The organism is Algoriphagus sp. (genome assembly GCF_046296635.1).
Lineage (GTDB): Bacteria > Bacteroidota > Bacteroidia > Cytophagales > Cyclobacteriaceae > Algoriphagus.
In genome coordinates this window covers 46,259-64,393 of record NZ_JBKBKZ010000013.1, presented here as the reverse complement: position 1 = coordinate 64,393, position 18,135 = coordinate 46,259, and the positions used below count along the sequence as shown (strand labels likewise).

The window sequence follows — 18,135 nt, the reverse complement described above, 5'->3', positions numbered from 1 at the left end:
TGAATCGGCCTAATTCGGCTAGGAAAATACAGGATATAAATTTGAATAAAGCGTTTTTAAAAACTATTTTTGGACACTTTAAAAACGATAAAGCTCGAAATTACCTATGGCCGAAATAATCAGAATGCCAAAAATGAGTGACACAATGGAGGAGGGGGTCATCGCTTCTTGGCTGAAAAAAGTTGGAGATACTATCAAGCCGGGAGATATCCTTGCTGAAGTGGAAACTGACAAAGCAACCATGGAGTTGGAATCTTACGACGAAGGTGTCCTTTTATATATTGGAGTTCAGGAAAAAGACTCTGTACCTGTCAATGGCGTCATAGCTATAATTGGTGAAAAAGGAGAGGACTACGAGCATTTGCTTAATGGTTCTAATCCACCAGCAGAAGCTAAAGAATCAAAACCAGAGGCAAAAAAAGAGGAGTCGAAACCTGAAGCTAAAGAGGCAGAGCCTTCAAAGTCTGAAGCAGCAACAGAGAAAATTGATTCTTCCAGTATTAATGCTACTGTGATCACCATGCCAAAAATGAGTGATACGATGCAGGAGGGCACCATTGCCACTTGGCTGAAAAAAGTGGGTGATACCGTGAAATCAGGAGAAATTATCGCCGAAGTAGAGACTGACAAAGCCACCATGGAACTGGAGTCTTATGAAGACGGCGTGTTATTATATATAGGGGTTGAAGCTGGTAACAGCGTGGCTGTGGATGGAGTCATTGCCGTAATTGGCGAAAAAGGTGCTGATTTCCAGACTTTGCTAAAAGCACAGCAAAGTAGCGGAAAAGAATCAGCTCCCGCTGAGACTAAAGAAGAACCTAAGGAAGAAGCTAAAGCTGAAAAATCTACTGATTCTCCAGCTCCAGTTACATCTGTATCTGCTTCAACTGCAACTCCTTCAGCAAATGGTGAACGAGTAAAGGCATCTCCTTTAGCAAAGAAAATCGCAGAAGAAAAAGGAGTCGATATCAGAGCAGTATCCGGTTCGGGCGAAGGTGGAAGAATAGTGAAGCGTGATGTGGAGAATTTCATACCTGCAGTTGCTCCGGCAGCAGCGGTTGCCTCCGCTTCAGGTGCTTCCGCTCCTGCGTTAGGTCAGGAAAGCTTCCGAGAGGAGAAAGTCTCTCAAATGAGAAAAGTGATCGCAAAGCGACTTGCAGAAAGCAAGTTTGGCGCTCCACACTTCTATTTGACCATGGAAATTAACATGGACAAAGCCATTGAAGCGAGAAAAAGCATGAACGAGATTTCACCTGTGAAAATCTCCTTCAATGATATGGTAATCAAAGCATCGGCTGTGGCCCTACGTCAGAATCCAAAAGTGAATTCAAGCTGGCTTGGAGATAAAATCCGATACAACGACCATATCCATATCGGAATGGCGGTAGCAGTGGAAGAGGGCTTGCTTGTTCCTGTGATTAGATTTGCAGATCAGTTGACCCTTTCACAGATTTCCAACCAAGCAAAAACTTTGGGAGGAAAAGCGAAAACCAAAGAATTGCAACCGAAAGATTGGGAAGGAAATACCTTCACCATCTCGAATTTGGGAATGTTCGGTATTGATGAATTTACTGCGATCATCAACCCACCTGATGCTTGTATTCTGGCAGTAGGAGGTATTAAAGAAACGGTCATCGTGAAGGACGGACAGATGAAAATCGGTAATGTGATGAAAGTAACGCTTTCCTGCGATCACCGTGTCGTGGATGGAGCGGTTGGTTCAGCCTTCCTTTTGACCTTAAAAAGTCTACTCGAAGATCCGGTCAGAATCCTTATTTAAAAATATCTGCCAAAAAGTCCTGTTTCCGCAGGACTTTTTGCTTTTGTATGGTTATTGGAGAAGGGGTAATTCAGTTAGTGGAAAATAAGTTATTAGTGTCAGCAACCTAATTATGAAAAACTCAATGTTGAATTCCAATAACTAATAACCATTAACTTCATTTACTTCAGACTTAGCCAACCAATAACTCACATACTAATAACTTTTCACCGTGGAAAAAATCAAATCAACGACCGTAGTCGCAATTCGTCATAATGGACAAGTAGTCATTGGAGCTGATGGACAAGCAACTTTGGGAAATACTGTAGCAAAAAGTACCGTCAAAAAACTTCGTGTGCTCCAAGGTGGTAAAATAGTGACCGGTTTTGCAGGATCGACTGCGGACGCATTTACGCTTTTGGAAAAATTTGAAGAGAAACTCGGAGCTTTTGGTAACAATATGAAGCGTGCAGCAGTAGAACTAGCCAAGGAATGGCGAATGGATCGAATGCTCAGCAGGTTAGAAGCAATGATGATTGTAGCTGATAAGGACGATATTTTAATTATTTCCGGTACAGGAGACGTCATTGAGCCGGATATGGAAATAGCGACGATAGGTTCAGGAAGTATGTTTGCTCAATCGGCGGCCCGTGCAATGAAGCAATTTGCTCCACATATGTCTGCGGAAGACATGGTCAGAGAAAGCCTTCACATCGCAGCAGATGTCTGTATCTACACCAATCACAATCTGGTGATTGAAAAAGTGAAGGATTGAGGGACAAATAAGAATTCATAGAAATGAACCGAATCATAATACTTCGGTTTTTTTGTGTCTTTTCCAAACCCCTTGGTAGGTATTGATGTTATGTGCTTGAATTGATTTCATAAAATGGAAACTACAACAACAAAAAAAACTGCAAAGAAGGATTTTAGAAAGCTGATTTTGGAGGGCTTTGTCAATCATGTCCTAGAACATGGAAGCGTACCAAAATCCGTTTTTAAGTTTGCAAAAGATCTGAAAATGAAGGAAGAGGAGTTTTACACCTACTTCACATCGTTTGAATCCATCAAATCCGCTATATGGGTGTCGATTTTCGAAACTACGCTAGAGCAAATTGAATCTCAGGAGGTGTTTAAAGAATACAGTGTAAGAGAAAAATTTCTCAGCTTCTTATTTACTTGGATAGAAGAACTGAAAAAGAACAGATCATACCTTTTAAGTCTGTATCAGGATAAAGCCCAATCCATGAAATCTTTGGCCTTGGATGGCAAGGAGTTCAAAGAGAAGTTCAAGGACTTCGCCGGGGAGATAATTCTTGAAGGTAAAGAAACTCAGGAAATCGCCAATCGGCCTATTATTTCTGACCGCTACGATGAAGCACTTTGGCTTGAGGCTGCATTTATATTCAGATATTGGCTGGACGATCGTTCTCCAAGATTTGAAAAAACGGATGCAGCTATTGAAAAATCCGTGAATTTGACATTTGATTTAATGGGCAAAAGCGCATTAGATAGCTTTTTAGACTTCGCAAAGTTTCTTTATCAAAATAAATAATCATGGCCACTAAGGTATCAGAACAGGCAACCATACCGGTTTCCAAAGTGCAGCGAGCGGCTAAGTTTATTTCTACGGGAGCTAAAGTCGGTGGGAACTATGTGAAGCATTACGCTAAAAAGATGGTCAATCCATCCATGGATAAGGAGGAGCTTCATCAGAATAATGCAACAGACATTTATAAATCTTTGAGTGAACTGAAAGGCTCCGCCTTGAAGGTTGCGCAGATGATGTCAATGGACAAAAATTTACTTCCACGTGCGTATCAGGACAAATTCACGATGGCTCAGTATTCTGCACCGCCGCTGTCTTATCCCTTGGTTGTTAAGACCTTCCAAAAACATTTCAGCAAGACCCCCGAGCAAATGTTTGATACGTTCACTCGCTCGGCTGTGAATGCTGCATCGATTGGACAAGTGCATCAGGCAACAAAAAACGGTAAAACTTTAGCGGTTAAGATTCAATATCCTGGAGTAGCAGATTCTGTAAGTTCGGATTTGAAACTGGTCAGACCATTTGCACTGCGCTTACTCAATATGAATGAAAAGGAACTCGATCATTATATGGGAGAAGTGGAAGAGCGATTGGTGGAGGAGACAGATTATGTTTTAGAAGTCGAGCGCTCTCGTGAAATTTCCGAGGCATGTGGACATATTCCAAATCTTAAGTTCCCCACTTATTATGATGATTTGAGTTCAGATCGGATCATCACTATGGATTGGATCTCCGGTAAGCATATCAAAGAGTGGATGGACACTAATCCATCGCAGAAATCGAAGAATCAAATTGGCCAAGCCTTATGGGATTTCTACCATCACCAAGTGCATAACCTGAAGCAAGTTCATGCTGATCCACATCCGGGCAACTTCATTATTCAGGAGAATGATCAGTTGGGAATTATTGATTTTGGCTGTGTGAAAGTCATACCTGAGGATTTCTATGTAGGTTATTTCGCTTTAATCAAAAAGGAGTTACTCATCAATCAGGAAGAATTGGATCAGATTTTCTTTGACTTGGAATTTATCTCGGACAAGGATAATGAGACCGAACAGGCGTATTTCAAGGGAGTTTTCAGAGAAATGATTTCACTGCTTGGAAAACCATTCCATGTAGATAGGTTTGACTTCGCCGATGACAGTTTCTTCGAGCAGATCTTCCAATTGGGCGATAGAATATCTAATGACAAAATGTTCCGAAAGTCCAGACAGGCGAGAGGCTCAAGACACGGACTCTACATCAACAGAACCTACTTCGGATTATATAACCTACTCAATCAGCTTCAGGCTGAAGTAGATACGACCAAGCCGGATTGGTTGAAGTAAACCAAAGAATTGAAATACAAATCCTCGAATTTTTCGGGGATTTTTTTTGTTTAATTAACTTAAATGTATGAAAGCAATTGAAAAACCAAGGATAAAAATTCTTGTCAATGATTCCGAGTATCAGCAAGCATTAGAATATGTAAAATATCTAATTGATGAGGGATTTGGCCTGCCCGGAACTGAAGAGGAAAATACTTTGGAAGTTCTATCTGTTCTCATTGAAAAATATGAGGAAGAAAATGGATATAAATACCATTAATGGAAATCGGCCCAAATTTAATAACAGACTCTCTTCGGTTTGCCAGCCCATGTTTAGGAATTTAGAGAATAAAGAAGCTCGCATTTCAAGATACTTGATTTGCCGGGAAAACTTAATTCCCTAAATGCTCTTAATGGTTCAAAAAAAAGGAGGTCTATGCCTCCCTTTTCTTTACTTCGAATAACTTACTCGATAAATACAGTTTGCCATATCATCCGAAATAAGCAAACTTCCATCCGGCAATTCCTGAACATCAACTGGCCTTCCCCAGACTTCCTGAGAAGCATCGTCCAACCAGCCGCTGGCAAAAACTTGTTGTCCAGTCACATTTCCCGAACCGTCAATTTCAGCCATCACCACTTCATAACCTACTTTTTTGCTCCGATTCCAGCTGCCGTGTTTGGCAATGATAATTTGATTTTGAAAGGAATTTGGAAACATTTCTCCCTCATAAAAGCGCATCCCAAGCGGAGCAACGTGCGCTCCAAGATTAGCGGCAGGAGCTACATAGGCCGATGCTTCTTTTCCTTTTGAGCCAAAGTCTGGATCTTTTACCGTGCCTGCATGCCAATAGGGGTACCCAAAATGCTGGCCGTCAGCAGAGACTCGGTTGAGCTCGCAATCAGGAATGTCATCTCCCATCATATCTCGGCCATTGTCTGTAAACCATAATTCCTTGGTCTCAGGATGCCAGTCAAAGCCAACTGTATTTCTGACTCCGTGAGCCACTATTTCAGGTTTTGAGCCGGGTGTGTCGACATCTAAGCGTGTGATGCTGGCGAAGATTTCCTCATTGGATTCGCAGATATTGCATGGTGCTCCGACTGGTACATAAAGCATCCCGTCCGGCCCAAAAGCAATGAATTTCCAGCCATGGTGAGTTTTAGTAGGATATTGATCATACACCACTTCGTAGCTTGGATTATTCAAGGTATTCTTAATGTCTTTGAATCTAAGAATTCTACTGACCTCTGCTACGTAAAGATCACCGTCTTTGTAGGCGACACCGTTTGGCATTTTTAGGCCATCTGCCAAAATATATTTGGTATCGGCTTTTCCATCCCCATTTTCATCAACTAGGGCATAGACATTTTTTCCTTGCCGATTTCCCACGAAGACAATTCCGTTATCCGAAATCGCCATGGATCGTGCATTTGGAACGTCTCCTGCCCAAACTTCGATTTTGAATCCGGGTTGAAGCTTGATTTGATCCAACTTGACATCTACTTTGGTATTGCTAATATCAATTTTATTGCCTACTCCGGAGGACTGTGATTCCTGAGGCTTGCTTTGGCAGCTGGCACTGAGCGAAATTATTCCTAGTGAAAGGCTGAAAATTATGGGTTTGATATAGTTCATATGTTTTGTTTTAATAAAATAAGCTAAACATTCTGAGATTGTTTTCCCAGCGGAGGTGTATAAACGGGTTAATGGTTATTTTTGCGACATGCTTTCAATCAGTAATCTATCATACTTCATCGGAGGGCGACCGCTCTACGAAAATGCAAATCTTCATATCAAGCCAAAAGACAAGATCGGACTCGTTGGTCAGAACGGGACAGGCAAATCAACGTTGCTTAAAATTATTAATGGGGACTTTCAGGCAACCTCAGGAGAGGTCCAAAAAGCAAAAGACTGTACCCTTGGATTTTTGAATCAGGACTTGCTTTCTTTCCAATCTGACGAAAGTATCCTCAATGTTGCTTTGGCCGCTTTCAAAGAAACCTTACAGCTTCAGGATGAGATTGATGAAGTTTTGAGAAAAATGGAAACGGATTATTCCGAGGAAATCATCAACCGCTTGGCTTTTCTTCAGGAGCGATTTGAATCCAATGAAGGATATACCATCAAAGCAAAAGCTGAAGAAGTTTTGGAAGGTATTGGTTTTCAGACTGCCGACCTGGAAAAACCACTCCGAACTTTCTCCGGAGGTTGGAGAATGCGAGTGATGCTGGCAAAGCTACTTTTGGAAAAACCATCTCTACTGATGCTCGATGAGCCTACCAACCACTTGGATCTCCCTTCGATTCAGTGGGTGGAAAACTATTTAAAAAATTATGAAGGTGCGGTAATAGTCGTTTCTCACGATCAGACTTTTCTGGATAATTGTATCAGTACTACTGTGGAGGTGGCAAACGAGACTTTGACTTCGTATCCCGGAAATTATTCCTTCTATAAGGAAGAAAAGAAAATCCGAATGGAGCTTCAGAATAATGCTTATGAAAATCAACAGCAGATGATCAAGCAGACAGAGCGATTCATCGAGCGATTCCGTGCCAAAGCTACCAAGTCAAACCAAGTTCAATCCCGTATCAAAGCGCTTGATCGCTTGGATCGGGTGAACGAAGTCGTCAATGACGAAGCCTTCGTCAACTTCAAATTCAAATTTTCTCAAAAATCAGGACGAGATGTCGTGGTACTGGATCATGTTTCCAAGGCATATGACGACTTGGTGATTTTGAAAAATACGACTGCTCGAATCGAAAGAGGGGATAAGATCGCCTTGATCGGAGCAAACGGAAAAGGGAAATCGACCTTGCTGAGAGTGATTGCCGGAACAGAACAGATTTCGGGCGAACGAACTGAAGGCCATAATGTAATCAAGGCCTTCTTTGCGCAACATCAGTTGGAAGCATTGACACTGGATAATGAAATCATTCAGGAGATGTCCCAAGCGGGTAGTAAGAAAACTGAAATGGAATTGAGAGGAGTCTTAGGATGCTTTTTGTTCTCTAATGAAGAAGTGTATAAGAAAATTAAAGTGCTTTCGGGTGGGGAAAAATCCCGAGTTGCTTTGGCTAAGACACTGATATCGGAAGCAAATTTCCTCCTGCTTGATGAACCAACCAACCACTTGGATTTTCAATCGGTAAACATCCTGATTCAGGCCTTACAGCAATACGAAGGCACTTTTATCACTGTATCTCACGACCGTCATTTCATCAAAGGTGTGGCAAATAAGATCTGGTATATTGAGGATAAGGAAATCAAAGAATACCCGGGAACATATGATGAATATGAGTTTTGGAGAAGTCAACAAGTTGAAGTAAAAGTTATGGCTGCTCCTGCGGAAAAAATTGAAAAAAAGATACAGCCAATGGCTCCTCGGGCGACTCCGGAGGCTATGCAAGCCAAGAAAGATTTGAAAAAATTAGAAGAGCAGCTCTCAAAAATCGAAAAGGAGATCGAATCCCTTGAATTGCTGAAATCTGAGACTGAGGAAAAAATGGCGGATCCGGAGGTTTATGTGGATGAGGTGAAGGCACAAAAACTTCAGGACAGCTACCAAAATATTCAAAATAGTTTGGGCGAAATCAACGGAAAATGGGAAGAATTGGTGGATCAGATCTCTTCCTTGCAAGAATTGGCAGGATAATAGCCCTTGAGTATGAGCTAAAATTCCTATTTTGAACTATGTCTATTAAAACGCTATTCGGTTTTTTATTGGTTTCTCTTTTTGTGAACAGTTCTGCTTTATCGCAGATTTATGAAGATAGAGTTTATTCAGAGCATGTTCATTCTGTAAGGATGTTTCCTCAAGGATCACAGCAAGATAGTCAGCTGGATGCTCCCGTGATATCTTTATCCGATTCTCGATCTTTGGTTTTGCTCTTTGACGACATTGCCTATGATCCTGAGCAATATTCGGCCAAGTTGATTCACTGTGACGCCGACTGGAAGCAGTCTGCACTTCGAAACAATGACTTTTCTACCAATTTCAATGAGTTTAATATTCTGGACTACGGCTATTCAGTAAATACTCGAATTCCTTATATCCATTATTCCTTTACAGTTCCTAGAGTGACCAAATCAGGTAATTATGTACTTAAAGTTTACCGAAATCGGAATGAAAATGATGTAGTGCTAACCCGGAGGTTTATGGTCTATGAAGAACTTTTCAATATAGGTGCATCGATTGTTCCACCAAGTCAGTCTGAAGATCGACGAAAAGCTCAGCAAATCAATGTCATGGTGAACTACTCGCAAGTTGACCTGGTCGATCCTACCACTCAGGTGAAAGTAATCATTCGTCAAAATCAGAGATGGGATAATGCAATGTTTCTTGCTAAGCCTACTTTTCTCAATCAAAGCTCCAAAAGCATCCGATACGAGGCTTTTGACGGATCCAATACATTCAAAGCAGGGAATGAATTTCGATTTGTGGATTTGCGGTTTATCAGAGCAACAGGAGTTAATATAGCAGATATTAAAGTGGAAGAAACTGTCATTCTCGCAAATTCTTTGGTTGATAAGCCTCGTCCCGGTGGAGTTTATTCGCAATACCTAGACCTTAATGGTCAATACATTGTATACACAAACGATAGGATAGGCGGTAATCCTGAAGTGGAAAGCGAATACATCTACACCACTTTTCACCTTCAAGCTGAGCCTAATCGTGAAATATATATGCTGGGTGCATTGACCGCTTGGGGGAAAAATCCTGAATCAAAAATGGTCTATGATCCAAAGACTAGACTTTACAGCACCTCAATTTTGATGAAACAGGGTTGGTATGATTACCATTATGCTTATAAGACAGCAGATGGGTATGATTCCGAATCTATCGAAGGGAGTTATTTTGAGACTGAAAACGAGTATGAGGTATTGGTCTACTATCGAGCCTTGGGATCTCGATATGATCAGCTCGTTGGTTATGTTGATCTCCATCCTAATCGACGAAGGATATAAAAAAAACCTCTCGAGTTTGAGAGGTTTTGATTTTTATAATTCTTCAGGAAGCTCAGATTCTCCTTCACCTTCTTCAGATGTTGGGGCTACATTTTGCCTTACTCGCTCTGTAGGTTTGTAGGGAACAAAACCTTCTCTTTTGAATTTGTAAGTTGTAGTTCTGTTAGATCCGGAAGGATGGTTTGCTAAATCGAGCATTCCAAAACCTTTGTGAGTGAATGCGCCAAGACCACATTTGAACACGAAATCTTGAACTTCAGGAGCAGCATATAAAGTAAAAGGAAGTGTGTATCCTCTTACCTCATATTTTACATCCATGTCATACACTGCATAGATTCTAGCGAATTTCTTTTGTTGCTCCTTCAGTTTATTGACATAAACCATGTCAGGAACTACCTGAAACTTGAAAAAAGATTCCATTTGCTCTGGAGTGTACCAGCCCGACTTTTCCATTCGGGTCAGGGTTGATTCGTAGAGCAAATCAGAAAATTCATCACTGTCCGGATTGATAAATCGCTTTCCAGCTTCTTCATTGAAGGCTGGAGTGATTAATACAAGCGGAGAGATACACACAAATTTATTGTTGGTCTCAAGCGTAGGCTCGGTTTCCAATTCGGTGTATTCCGGTGATAGAATCAAGTTGCCGAGTTCAATTTTTGGCGTAGCAAAAACCTGCTCTAGCAAGTAGTCTATGAAATCCTCGCTTTGCGAAGAAAGAACAAGCGTGACCAGACTGGAGTAATAATGCAACCCACTTCTACTTACTTTGGTCTGACCTTTAAGGCCAGAAAAATTAAAGAAGTTGTAGTTGAAGAATTCTTCTCTTCCTCCTTTTACAATTAACCCCTTAAGGAATTGTGCCAGGATATACTGGTGATGGAAAGGCAGATAAGAGCCTTTGTTTTTAAGTGAAAATATTAGTCTAACTCTCACGGTGAATTAAAAATAAAATGAGACAACAATGAATTAAAATACTTACGTGTTTGGGTGGATAAGCAATTGCGAAAATACAAATAAATTTCAAAAAAAGTCAAACGTTGAACCTAAAATGCATAATGTCACCATCTTTTACTACATATTCTTTTCCTTCAATTGAAATTTTCCCATTCTCCCGACAGCCCGCTTCATTTTTGAATTGTTGGTAGTCAGCTAGTTTGATCACTTCAGCCTTGATAAAGCCGCGTTCGAAATCGGTATGAATTACTCCAGCAGCTTGAGGAGCTTTCCAGCCTTTTTTTATCGTCCATGCTCTAACTTCCTGAACTCCGGCAGTAAAATAAGTGATAAGATCCAACAAAGAATAGGCTCCCGAGATCAAACGGTTCAGTCCGCTTTCCTCCAAACCATACTCGGACAGGAACATTGCCTTTTCATCAGCATCTTCAAATTCTGCAATTTGTGACTCAATTGCTGCGCAAAGAAGTATTACTTCTGCATTTTCTTCTTTGACCTTCTCCTTTAGCGTGTCTACAAATTTATTACCTGTCAGGATACTTCCTTCATCGACATTGGCTACGTAAAGTACAGGCTTTATTGTAAGCAGATGAAGATCCTTCACTGCTTCCAGTTCTTCTTTGTCGGCTTCTATAGCACGGGCGTTCAATCCTGATGTCAATCCTTGTTTAAATCGATTAAGAATTTCAAGTTCGACTCTGGCTTTTGCATCTCCCGCTTTGGCGATTTTTTCAACTTTCTGAACTTTCTTTTCTACAGATTCCAGGTCCTTCAATTGTAGCTCTGTATCGATTACTTCTTTATCAAAAATAGGATCGACCCCACCTGCTACATGGACGATATTATCATCCTCGAAGCATCGAATTACATGAATGATTGCATCGACTTCTCGAATATTAGCTAGGAATTTATTTCCAAGACCTTCTCCTTTAGAAGCACCCTTAACCAATCCGGCTATATCAACGAATTCGATTATTGTAGGTACAACGCGTTGAGGATTGACTAATCCTTCAAGGATTTGAAGTCTTTTGTCTGGGACGGATACCACGCCCACATTAGGTTCGATAGTACAGAAAGGAAAGTTTGCTGCTTCTGCTTTAGCGCTGGATAGCGCATTAAACAAGGTGGATTTTCCAACATTAGGAAGTCCAACAATGCCACATTGTAATGCCATTAATTCGTTGCTTTAATTTTAAATATTCGATAGGATTTGTACCCTCTGAAGAACTCCAAAATGGAAACCCTGAAAATGGTATAAACCGGAATAGCGAAGATCATCCCAAGGATGCCTGCGATTTTTGCCCCGGCAAAGATAATAACAAATATCTCAAGCGGATGGGCCTTTACTGTTTTGGAGAAAATCATCGGCTGTAGTACCACATTATCAGTGAGTTGGACTACAGCAAAAACAGACAAAATCTTGAAAAGAAAGTAAGTGTACTCAGCATCACTAGTAAAAGTACCAGTAGAGATGCCTACAATAATCCCAAAAACAGAACCTAGGATAGGACCGGCATAGGGAATAAGGTTGGCTACTGCCGCAAATAGTGCAATGGTCAAGGCATAGTCGACATTTGCGATCGTGAGGCCCAAACTGGCAATGGAAAAAATGAAAAGCATTTGAATTAATAGTCCAAAAAGATAATTTGAAAGTAGCTTCTCTACTTTAGTAAATGTGGCTACAGAAAGCTCGAAGTATGAGTTAGGAATCAGATTCAAAAGATTTCTTCTCAAAAGACCATTTTCCAGCAAGAGAAAAAAAGTAATAAATCCTACAGCCATAATGCCAATCAAAAGGCTACTTGTCAGATTGATCAAACCGCTGATAAATCCACCGAAGTCAAATGTTTTTATAAAATCAATTATGGAATTTTTCAATTCCTCAAAAAGAGACCCCGGTTTATTCTCCACCAATTGATAGCGCATCAGTAGACGTTCTATCCTACTTATTGGCTCCTGGATTTGAATATAAATTCCCTCAAGATCCATTTCAGACAAGATGAGTAACTGATTGTTGATCAGTGGTAAAAACATCAAGCTCAATAGAAAAATCAACAAACCAATCGATGCATAGGAAATCAGAATTGCCAGCCAACGCGGAATATGCTGCCCAACAAGATGGAAGTCATTAAGTCTATTAGTAAGCGGCCGAAGTAATGCCGCAAAAATCAGGGAAATTATCAGGTATAAAGTGACATTGGAAAAATACCAGCCAAATAATAAAAAGGCGGCAATGAACAGAATAAGATAAATGAAAAACCGCTGCATAGCTACAAAATAAAAGGAGGCCTTGGCCTCCTCAAATATACTTTAATCAACTCTGGATTTACAATCAACAAAGCCATCACGTGCTATTCCCATTTCAACTCATCATTGATTTCACTTTCTAAATCCTCTTTTTCAAACTGTGTGAAATCAACTTCTGGCATTAACTCCTCTTTCAAGTGATCCACGGTCTCATTGAGCGCATTCACAAATTTGAAGAAATCTTCTTTATAGAGGAAAATTTTATGTTTTTCGTATGTAAAACCATCACCGTTCATTCTTCTTTTACTCTCCGTAATGGTGATGTAATAGTCGCTTGCTCGGGTGGATTTAATATCGAAAAAATAGGTTCTCTTTCCTGCCTTTACTTTTTTGGAGAAAATTTCTTCTCGGTCGTATCCTCGGTGATCTTCCACAGTGCTTCCTTATTTTAGGGTTGGGTTGTACTAAATATTGAGATAAAGTAAAACAAAAGCCATGTAGAATTCAAAAAGGATCTTTGATTTTTTTTAAAACCTTCTGAGAACTAAGGTGTAAAATGTTAAAAAATAGGGATGAAAGGATTGTTTTCGGAAAATAAGAGTGGTGCTAGGACCACTCTTACTCGCCATGCATAAATGCCTTTTTGCCCAGCAATTCGGCTTCAGTTTCTCTATGTTCAGGATCATCCACACAGCAATCCACCGGACATACTGCAGCGCACTGTGGTTCTTCGTGAAAGCCATTGCATTCTGTACACTTTGCTGTCACGATGTAATAAAACTCATCTGAAATAGGCTGTTGCTTTGCAGTAGCATCTACAACGCTTCCATCTTCAAGAGTAACTTGTTTTAGGGATGTTCCGCCTCCCCATGTCCACTCTACTCCGCCTTCATAAATCGCTGTATTTGGACATTCAGGTTCGCATGCACCGCAATTGATGCATTCGTCTGTAATCATTATTGCCATGGTTCGATCAATTTTACCCCAAAAGTACAATCTCGAAAGCTCCAAGGCAATAAAAAGTTGTCATACTAATTAATTTAAATTTGTTCCATCCTTTCTTGCTTTTGGTACCTTTGCAAGATGAATCCAAATTTATCTTTGAAAGAAAGAATTGAAGCATTTAGCCAACTAGGGAATTTATTAAGGACTCTTGGTCCCGAAGAGAAGGGTGAACTTTTCCGTAGATCAAATAATCAAAATAGTTGGTTTTCAGAGGTGTCGATGGACTCTGCTTTGGCTGGGCTTGCCTTACTTTTAGAAGAAAAGAAATTAGAAAAATGGATTTCCAATTACTCAATTTCAGAATTCCAAGCTCCTAAAAATATCGGAATTCTAATGGCGGGGAATATTCCGGGTGTTGGTTTCCATGACTTGATGTGTGTGTTGATTGCTGGACACATTGCAGTGCCCAAGTTAAGTTCTGCGGATTCTTTTTTTTCCAATTGGTTAATCCAAAAACTTTTGGAAGTAGAGCCTAGGTTTGAAAAGTTCATTCGAATTGAGGAAATGCTCAAAGGAATGGACGCATATATCGCTACTGGAAGTGATAATTCGGCTCGGTATTTCAACTATTATTTTGGCAAATATCCCAGTATCATTCGTGCAAACAGGACCTCAATTGCCATTTTAACCGGTGAAGAAACCGATGAGGATCTGGATAAATTGGGAAAGGATATCTTCCTTTATTATGGCCTGGGATGTAGAAATGTATCCAAGATTTTTGTTAAAAACGTGGTACACCTACAGCATTTTTTAGACGTGATGGAAAAATTCAGTTGGGTTGCTTCCAATCACAAATACCTCAATAATTACGAATACATCAAATCAATTTACCTTGTAAATCGTGAACCTCACCTAGACAATGGCTTTTTGATTCTTCGGGAAAGTAAGGACCTTGTCTCACCGATTGGGGTACTTTTTTATGAAGTGTATGATTCCAAAGAGGAACTCCTCAAATTATTAAGTTCCCAGAAAGAAAAGATACAGTGTGTAGTTGCGGACGAGAGGTTGATCTCAGGTTCTATTCCTTTCGGAGAAGCACAATATCCTGAGCCTTGGGACTATGCCGATAATGTGGATACATTGAAATTTCTTCTAAAACTGAACTTGGTCAGTTGAGTCGGCTTAGTTCAAATTCGTAGGATCGTGGAAGGGTGACACAGAATTTGCTTCCTTCGCCTTCTTTTGACTGAACAGTCATACTGCCATGGTTTTTCATAATATACTCTTTGACAAGTAATAGACCTAACCCCGTTCCGGTTTCATTGGATTCACCCCGTGTAGTGAAAGAGATTCCATCATTTAGTTTTTGTAAGTTTTCATCAGATATTCCAACTCCAAAATCCTGAAAACAAATTTTTAAATGCTCTTCCTGCTTTTCACAGGTGACAAGCACTTTTGTTCCGGATCCAGAAAACTTTATAGAATTGGACATTAAATTTCGGATTATCAATTCCAGCATATTCTTGTCTGCGATTACCCAAGAATTTTCAAACCCTTTGATTTCAATAGAAATCGATTTTTCAAGAGCAATTCTGTCCAGAAGATTTTTTTGACTCAGGATCAACTTATTCAAATCAAGGATTTCTGGCTGAAGGTACTCGCCTTTAAGCTGGGAGCTTGTCCATGCCAAAAGATTATCTAACAAGAGTGCTACATGCTCCATGTTTTTGGATATCTCGGGTATCATTCCCAAAAACTCTTCTTCTGTGACAGTTCCGTTTTGTGTCAGATGGATAAGTTCTTTAACACCAAATACGGGGCCTTTGAGATCATGCGAAATGATGCTGAAAAATTTATCCTTAAGATCATTGAGTTGCTGCAGATCTTTTGCCTGCTGCTTTAGCTGTTCGTTGGTCTTAATCTGATTTGTAATGTCATCAAAAAACAGTACCACCCCAATCGAAAGAGTTTTGTTATCCAATATTTGTAGAGATTCCACCCTGAAAATCCGCTCTTCTTCTCTGATTACTAACCTACAATCGATAGATTGATTTGCTTGGTCTCTCACTAATTTTTGAATTTCTGGATTTTCAGAAAAAAGTTCTGTAGCCAATTGTCCCATCCTAATTTTTTTGGAATGAAAGAAAAATGTTTTTGAGGCGGCATTGAAATCAACAATCTTTTCTTGTTGGTCAAAGACAACCACCCCTCGTGGCATTACATCCAAGATCTTGTCTCTGGCAACGGGTTTAAGGTTTAGGAGATTAAAACGTAGGATTGCAATAGAGATTAAGAAGTATGTAAAAATAAAGGCAAAGGGGGTTAAGTCCAAACCTTCATAGGGTTTAATCCAGGATAACTGATAGAGGATATTGACCATCAGTGGGAAGAATCCCGCAACTATTAAAAGTTTTGTCTGAAACTTGAAATGAATATTTGCATAGCGAAATCTTGTCCATAGTATTACAGTACCAAGAAAATAGAAAAAATAAGAATAAACAATCTGCACAGGATACCATGCTCCTTTTTCTATCCCTAGAAGCGGGAAAGGAGCTTCTGTAAGCACCCATGTGTTTTTATAATGCAGAAGATGCCATTCATTGCTCAATACGATTAAAAATGTAATGACAGGAAGGGTAAAAATAGCTGGATAAATCCAGGGTTTATTGGACGTATCATATCCAGTATATTTCAAAGAAAATACAACCCAACAGGATGGCGCCAATACCAAACCTATATATTGGAATTTGCTCCAAAAGAGCATATTTTCGAGCGTTTGAGAAGCTAATTCAAGGCCGTAAAAAAATCCCCAAATGGAAAAAGACAGCATTACAAAAGCAATCCATTTGACCGAAGATTCTACTTTAATGCCAATATAAACCGAAAGACCTCCGACTGTTAAACTCGAAATGATCAGGGCAAGTGCGAATGGATTAAAAATGAGTTCCACTGGATTTGATTTTTGACTTTCGGTTGGTCGCGTATATGAATGGTTTTAATGATGTATCAATAATAAACGATAAAATTAAACTAAAAAAGTGTTGAACAAATTAGTCCGGGATAATTTGATTGAATCTTTGTTTTCCCCTTTTGGGCTCGTAATTGTCCTAACGGTTTTCACTTTTATTCTTGTCTTAGTATATATGCCTGAAACTCATTCGGCTGGTAATTACGGGCTTGTGGATGTTTTTGGATTTTGGCAACACGGATTTTTTGGATTGATCGGCTTCACACTCCAAATGATGATGATCCTGGTGTTTGGATATTCTTTGGCCGTATTCAGACCCGTAAATCTTTTTCTAAGAAAAATTGCATCGTTTCCGGAGAAGCTCATTTCTGCCGTTATACTTACCGCTTCGATTACAATGATCTCCGGTTTGCTCAATTGGGGATTTGGCTTGATAGTCGGAGCAGTCTTAGCTAGGTTTATGCATGAGGCATTAAAAGAAAAAGGGAAAAGTACAAATCCAGCTCTTTTGGCTGCTTCCGGCTATTTGGGAATGGGTATTTGGCATGGAGGTCTGTCAGGTTCCGCTCCTTTGACTGTGGCAGAATCAGGACATTTTCTTGAGGGGAAAGTCGGGGTAATTCCTGTCGAAGCAACGCTTTTTTCAAGCTTTAATTTGGTTACCACAGTAGGACTGTTTCTGATTTTTCTAAGTACTGCTTGGTACTTTGCAAGGAAAAGTAGCAAAACATCTGAGGCCTCGGATTCCATTGCGATTAAACCAATAGGTCCTGGAGTAGAAAATAATCTTGCGAGAATTGCCGGATTGGGGATGCTTTTCATTCTGATTGTCGGAGTGGTTTTTGAAGAGAACAAAGGACTGAGCTTTGTTTCCCTCAATTGGGTGAATTTCCTGCTTTTTTCATTAACCCTAATTGTATATCGTAGCACCGCGAATTTTTCAATTGCCGTAGGAAGTGGCCTCAAAAGTTCTGTAGATATATTTATTCAATTTCCCTTTTACGCAGGGATTCTTGGGTTAATAACAGATTCGGGTCTTTTGACCACTTTTTCGAATTGGGGAGTTGCTATGGCTAATCCTGAATTGTTCCCGTTTTTTACATTTTTCAGCGCAGCATTGGTAAATCTATTTGTACCATCAGGAGGTGGGCAATGGGCTATTCAAGGTCCGATTATTTTTGAAACAGCATCGGCGATTGGACTTGACAAAGGAAAAATGATCATGGTCTTTGCATATGGAGACCAAATCAGCAACCTTTTACAGCCTTTTTGGGCTCTTCCGCTAATGGCAATTACTGGAGTTTCAGTACGAAAAATCTTCCCTTATACCCTCATTTTCTTTTTGGTGGGTTTGATTTGGTTAATGGTTTCAATTTTCTTGTTCCTTTGAAAGAAATACATGTTGAAATGACAAAAAGCTGGTACAAACACTTCAAT

General features: G+C 40.0%; 16 protein-coding genes. 9 read left to right on the top strand and 7 right to left on the bottom strand.

Annotated features, from left to right (window positions below; translation table 11 throughout):
* Positions 1-106: 106 nt before the first annotated feature.
* From ACK4HU_RS11385 to ACK4HU_RS11365, 5 genes are all read left to right on the top strand, one after another.
* Positions 107-1,780: a pyruvate dehydrogenase complex dihydrolipoamide acetyltransferase gene (locus tag ACK4HU_RS11385; protein WP_409806824.1), complete on the top strand. Its 1,674-nt coding sequence runs from the start codon at positions 107-109 to the stop codon at positions 1,778-1,780.
* 211 nt (positions 1,781-1,991) lie between these two features.
* Positions 1,992-2,534, top strand: coding sequence for an ATP-dependent protease subunit HslV (gene hslV / locus ACK4HU_RS11380; protein WP_409806822.1), 543 nt, complete (start codon positions 1,992-1,994; stop codon positions 2,532-2,534).
* A gap of 114 nt (positions 2,535-2,648) precedes the next feature.
* A complete protein-coding gene (locus tag ACK4HU_RS11375; protein WP_409806820.1) occupies positions 2,649-3,314 on the top strand; it encodes a TetR family transcriptional regulator C-terminal domain-containing protein in 666 nt (221 codons plus the stop codon).
* Between the two features lie 2 nt (positions 3,315-3,316).
* The gene (locus ACK4HU_RS11370; RefSeq protein ID WP_409806818.1) at positions 3,317-4,636 is read left to right on the top strand and encodes an ABC1 kinase family protein; all 1,320 of its coding nucleotides are present in this window, start codon (positions 3,317-3,319) and stop codon (positions 4,634-4,636) included.
* Between the two features lie 67 nt (positions 4,637-4,703).
* Positions 4,704-4,895 carry a hypothetical protein gene (locus ACK4HU_RS11365; RefSeq protein ID WP_409806817.1) on the top strand — a complete coding sequence of 64 codons (192 nt, stop codon included), beginning with the start codon at positions 4,704-4,706 and terminating at the stop codon, positions 4,893-4,895.
* Positions 4,896-5,066: 171 nt separating this feature from the next.
* Here the strand turns inward: ACK4HU_RS11365 and ACK4HU_RS11360 are convergent, their stop codons facing one another.
* Complete coding sequence (locus ACK4HU_RS11360) at positions 5,067-6,254, bottom strand: PQQ-dependent sugar dehydrogenase (protein ID WP_409806815.1); 1,188 nt, start codon at positions 6,252-6,254, stop codon at positions 5,067-5,069.
* A gap of 88 nt (positions 6,255-6,342) precedes the next feature.
* Between ACK4HU_RS11360 and ACK4HU_RS11355 the strand changes: the two genes are divergently transcribed.
* Together ACK4HU_RS11355 and ACK4HU_RS11350 are read left to right on the top strand one after the other, a co-directional pair.
* Positions 6,343-8,271: an ABC-F family ATP-binding cassette domain-containing protein gene (locus ACK4HU_RS11355; protein ID WP_409806813.1), complete on the top strand. Its 1,929-nt coding sequence runs from the start codon at positions 6,343-6,345 to the stop codon at positions 8,269-8,271.
* 38 nt (positions 8,272-8,309) lie between these two features.
* A complete protein-coding gene (locus ACK4HU_RS11350; RefSeq protein ID WP_409806811.1) occupies positions 8,310-9,584 on the top strand; it encodes a DUF5103 domain-containing protein in 1,275 nt (424 codons plus the stop codon).
* Between the two features lie 33 nt (positions 9,585-9,617).
* Here the strand turns inward: ACK4HU_RS11350 and cas6 are convergent, their stop codons facing one another.
* From cas6 to ACK4HU_RS11325, 5 genes are all read right to left on the bottom strand, one after another.
* Complete coding sequence (cas6, locus tag ACK4HU_RS11345; RefSeq protein ID WP_409806809.1) at positions 9,618-10,517, bottom strand: CRISPR-associated endoribonuclease Cas6; 900 nt, start codon at positions 10,515-10,517, stop codon at positions 9,618-9,620.
* Between the two features lie 97 nt (positions 10,518-10,614).
* Positions 10,615-11,712, bottom strand: a complete 1,098-nt coding sequence (gene ychF, locus ACK4HU_RS11340; RefSeq protein WP_409806807.1) for a redox-regulated ATPase YchF — start codon at positions 11,710-11,712, stop codon at positions 10,615-10,617.
* The gene (locus ACK4HU_RS11335; protein ID WP_409806805.1) at positions 11,712-12,806 is read right to left on the bottom strand and encodes an AI-2E family transporter; all 1,095 of its coding nucleotides are present in this window, start codon (positions 12,804-12,806) and stop codon (positions 11,712-11,714) included. Before ACK4HU_RS11335 ends, ychF begins: the two co-directional genes overlap by 1 nt.
* A gap of 83 nt (positions 12,807-12,889) precedes the next feature.
* Positions 12,890-13,219 carry a DUF3276 family protein gene (locus tag ACK4HU_RS11330; RefSeq protein ID WP_409806804.1) on the bottom strand — a complete coding sequence of 110 codons (330 nt, stop codon included), beginning with the start codon at positions 13,217-13,219 and terminating at the stop codon, positions 12,890-12,892.
* Positions 13,220-13,403: 184 nt separating this feature from the next.
* Positions 13,404-13,751, bottom strand: a complete 348-nt coding sequence (locus ACK4HU_RS11325) for a 4Fe-4S binding protein (RefSeq protein ID WP_409806802.1) — start codon at positions 13,749-13,751, stop codon at positions 13,404-13,406.
* A gap of 135 nt (positions 13,752-13,886) precedes the next feature.
* Here ACK4HU_RS11325 and ACK4HU_RS11320 point away from each other — a divergent pair, with 135 nt between their 5' ends.
* Positions 13,887-14,906 (top strand): acyl-CoA reductase, encoded by a 1,020-nt coding sequence (locus ACK4HU_RS11320; RefSeq protein WP_409806800.1) that lies wholly within the window; start codon positions 13,887-13,889, stop codon positions 14,904-14,906.
* Here ACK4HU_RS11320 and ACK4HU_RS11315 read toward each other — a convergent pair.
* Positions 14,899-16,680: a histidine kinase N-terminal 7TM domain-containing protein gene (locus ACK4HU_RS11315; protein ID WP_409806798.1), complete on the bottom strand. Its 1,782-nt coding sequence runs from the start codon at positions 16,678-16,680 to the stop codon at positions 14,899-14,901. The genes ACK4HU_RS11320 and ACK4HU_RS11315 overlap by 8 nt on opposite strands.
* A 91-nt stretch (positions 16,681-16,771) precedes the next feature.
* Between ACK4HU_RS11315 and ACK4HU_RS11310 the strand changes: the two genes are divergently transcribed.
* On the top strand, positions 16,772-18,088 hold the full coding sequence (locus tag ACK4HU_RS11310) for a TIGR00366 family protein (RefSeq protein WP_409806797.1): 1,317 nt from the start codon (positions 16,772-16,774) through the stop codon (positions 18,086-18,088).
* The last annotated feature ends 47 nt before the right edge of the window (positions 18,089-18,135 follow it).

Coding starts and splice junctions, on each gene's coding strand:
- ACK4HU_RS11355 (WP_409806813.1), top strand. CDS start 6,343: ATGCTTTCAATCAGTAATCTATCATACTTCATCGGAGGGCGACCGCTC.
- ACK4HU_RS11385 (WP_409806824.1), top strand. CDS start 107: ATGGCCGAAATAATCAGAATGCCAAAAATGAGTGACACAATGGAGGAG.
- ACK4HU_RS11325 (WP_409806802.1), bottom strand. CDS start 13,751: ATGGCAATAATGATTACAGACGAATGCATCAATTGCGGTGCATGCGAA.
- ACK4HU_RS11375 (WP_409806820.1), top strand. CDS start 2,649: ATGGAAACTACAACAACAAAAAAAACTGCAAAGAAGGATTTTAGAAAG.
- ACK4HU_RS11365 (WP_409806817.1), top strand. CDS start 4,704: ATGAAAGCAATTGAAAAACCAAGGATAAAAATTCTTGTCAATGATTCC.
- ACK4HU_RS11350 (WP_409806811.1), top strand. CDS start 8,310: ATGTCTATTAAAACGCTATTCGGTTTTTTATTGGTTTCTCTTTTTGTG.
- ACK4HU_RS11360 (WP_409806815.1), bottom strand. CDS start 6,254: ATGAACTATATCAAACCCATAATTTTCAGCCTTTCACTAGGAATAATT.
- ychF (WP_409806807.1), bottom strand. CDS start 11,712: ATGGCATTACAATGTGGCATTGTTGGACTTCCTAATGTTGGAAAATCC.
- ACK4HU_RS11370 (WP_409806818.1), top strand. CDS start 3,317: ATGGCCACTAAGGTATCAGAACAGGCAACCATACCGGTTTCCAAAGTG.
- ACK4HU_RS11335 (WP_409806805.1), bottom strand. CDS start 12,806: ATGCAGCGGTTTTTCATTTATCTTATTCTGTTCATTGCCGCCTTTTTA.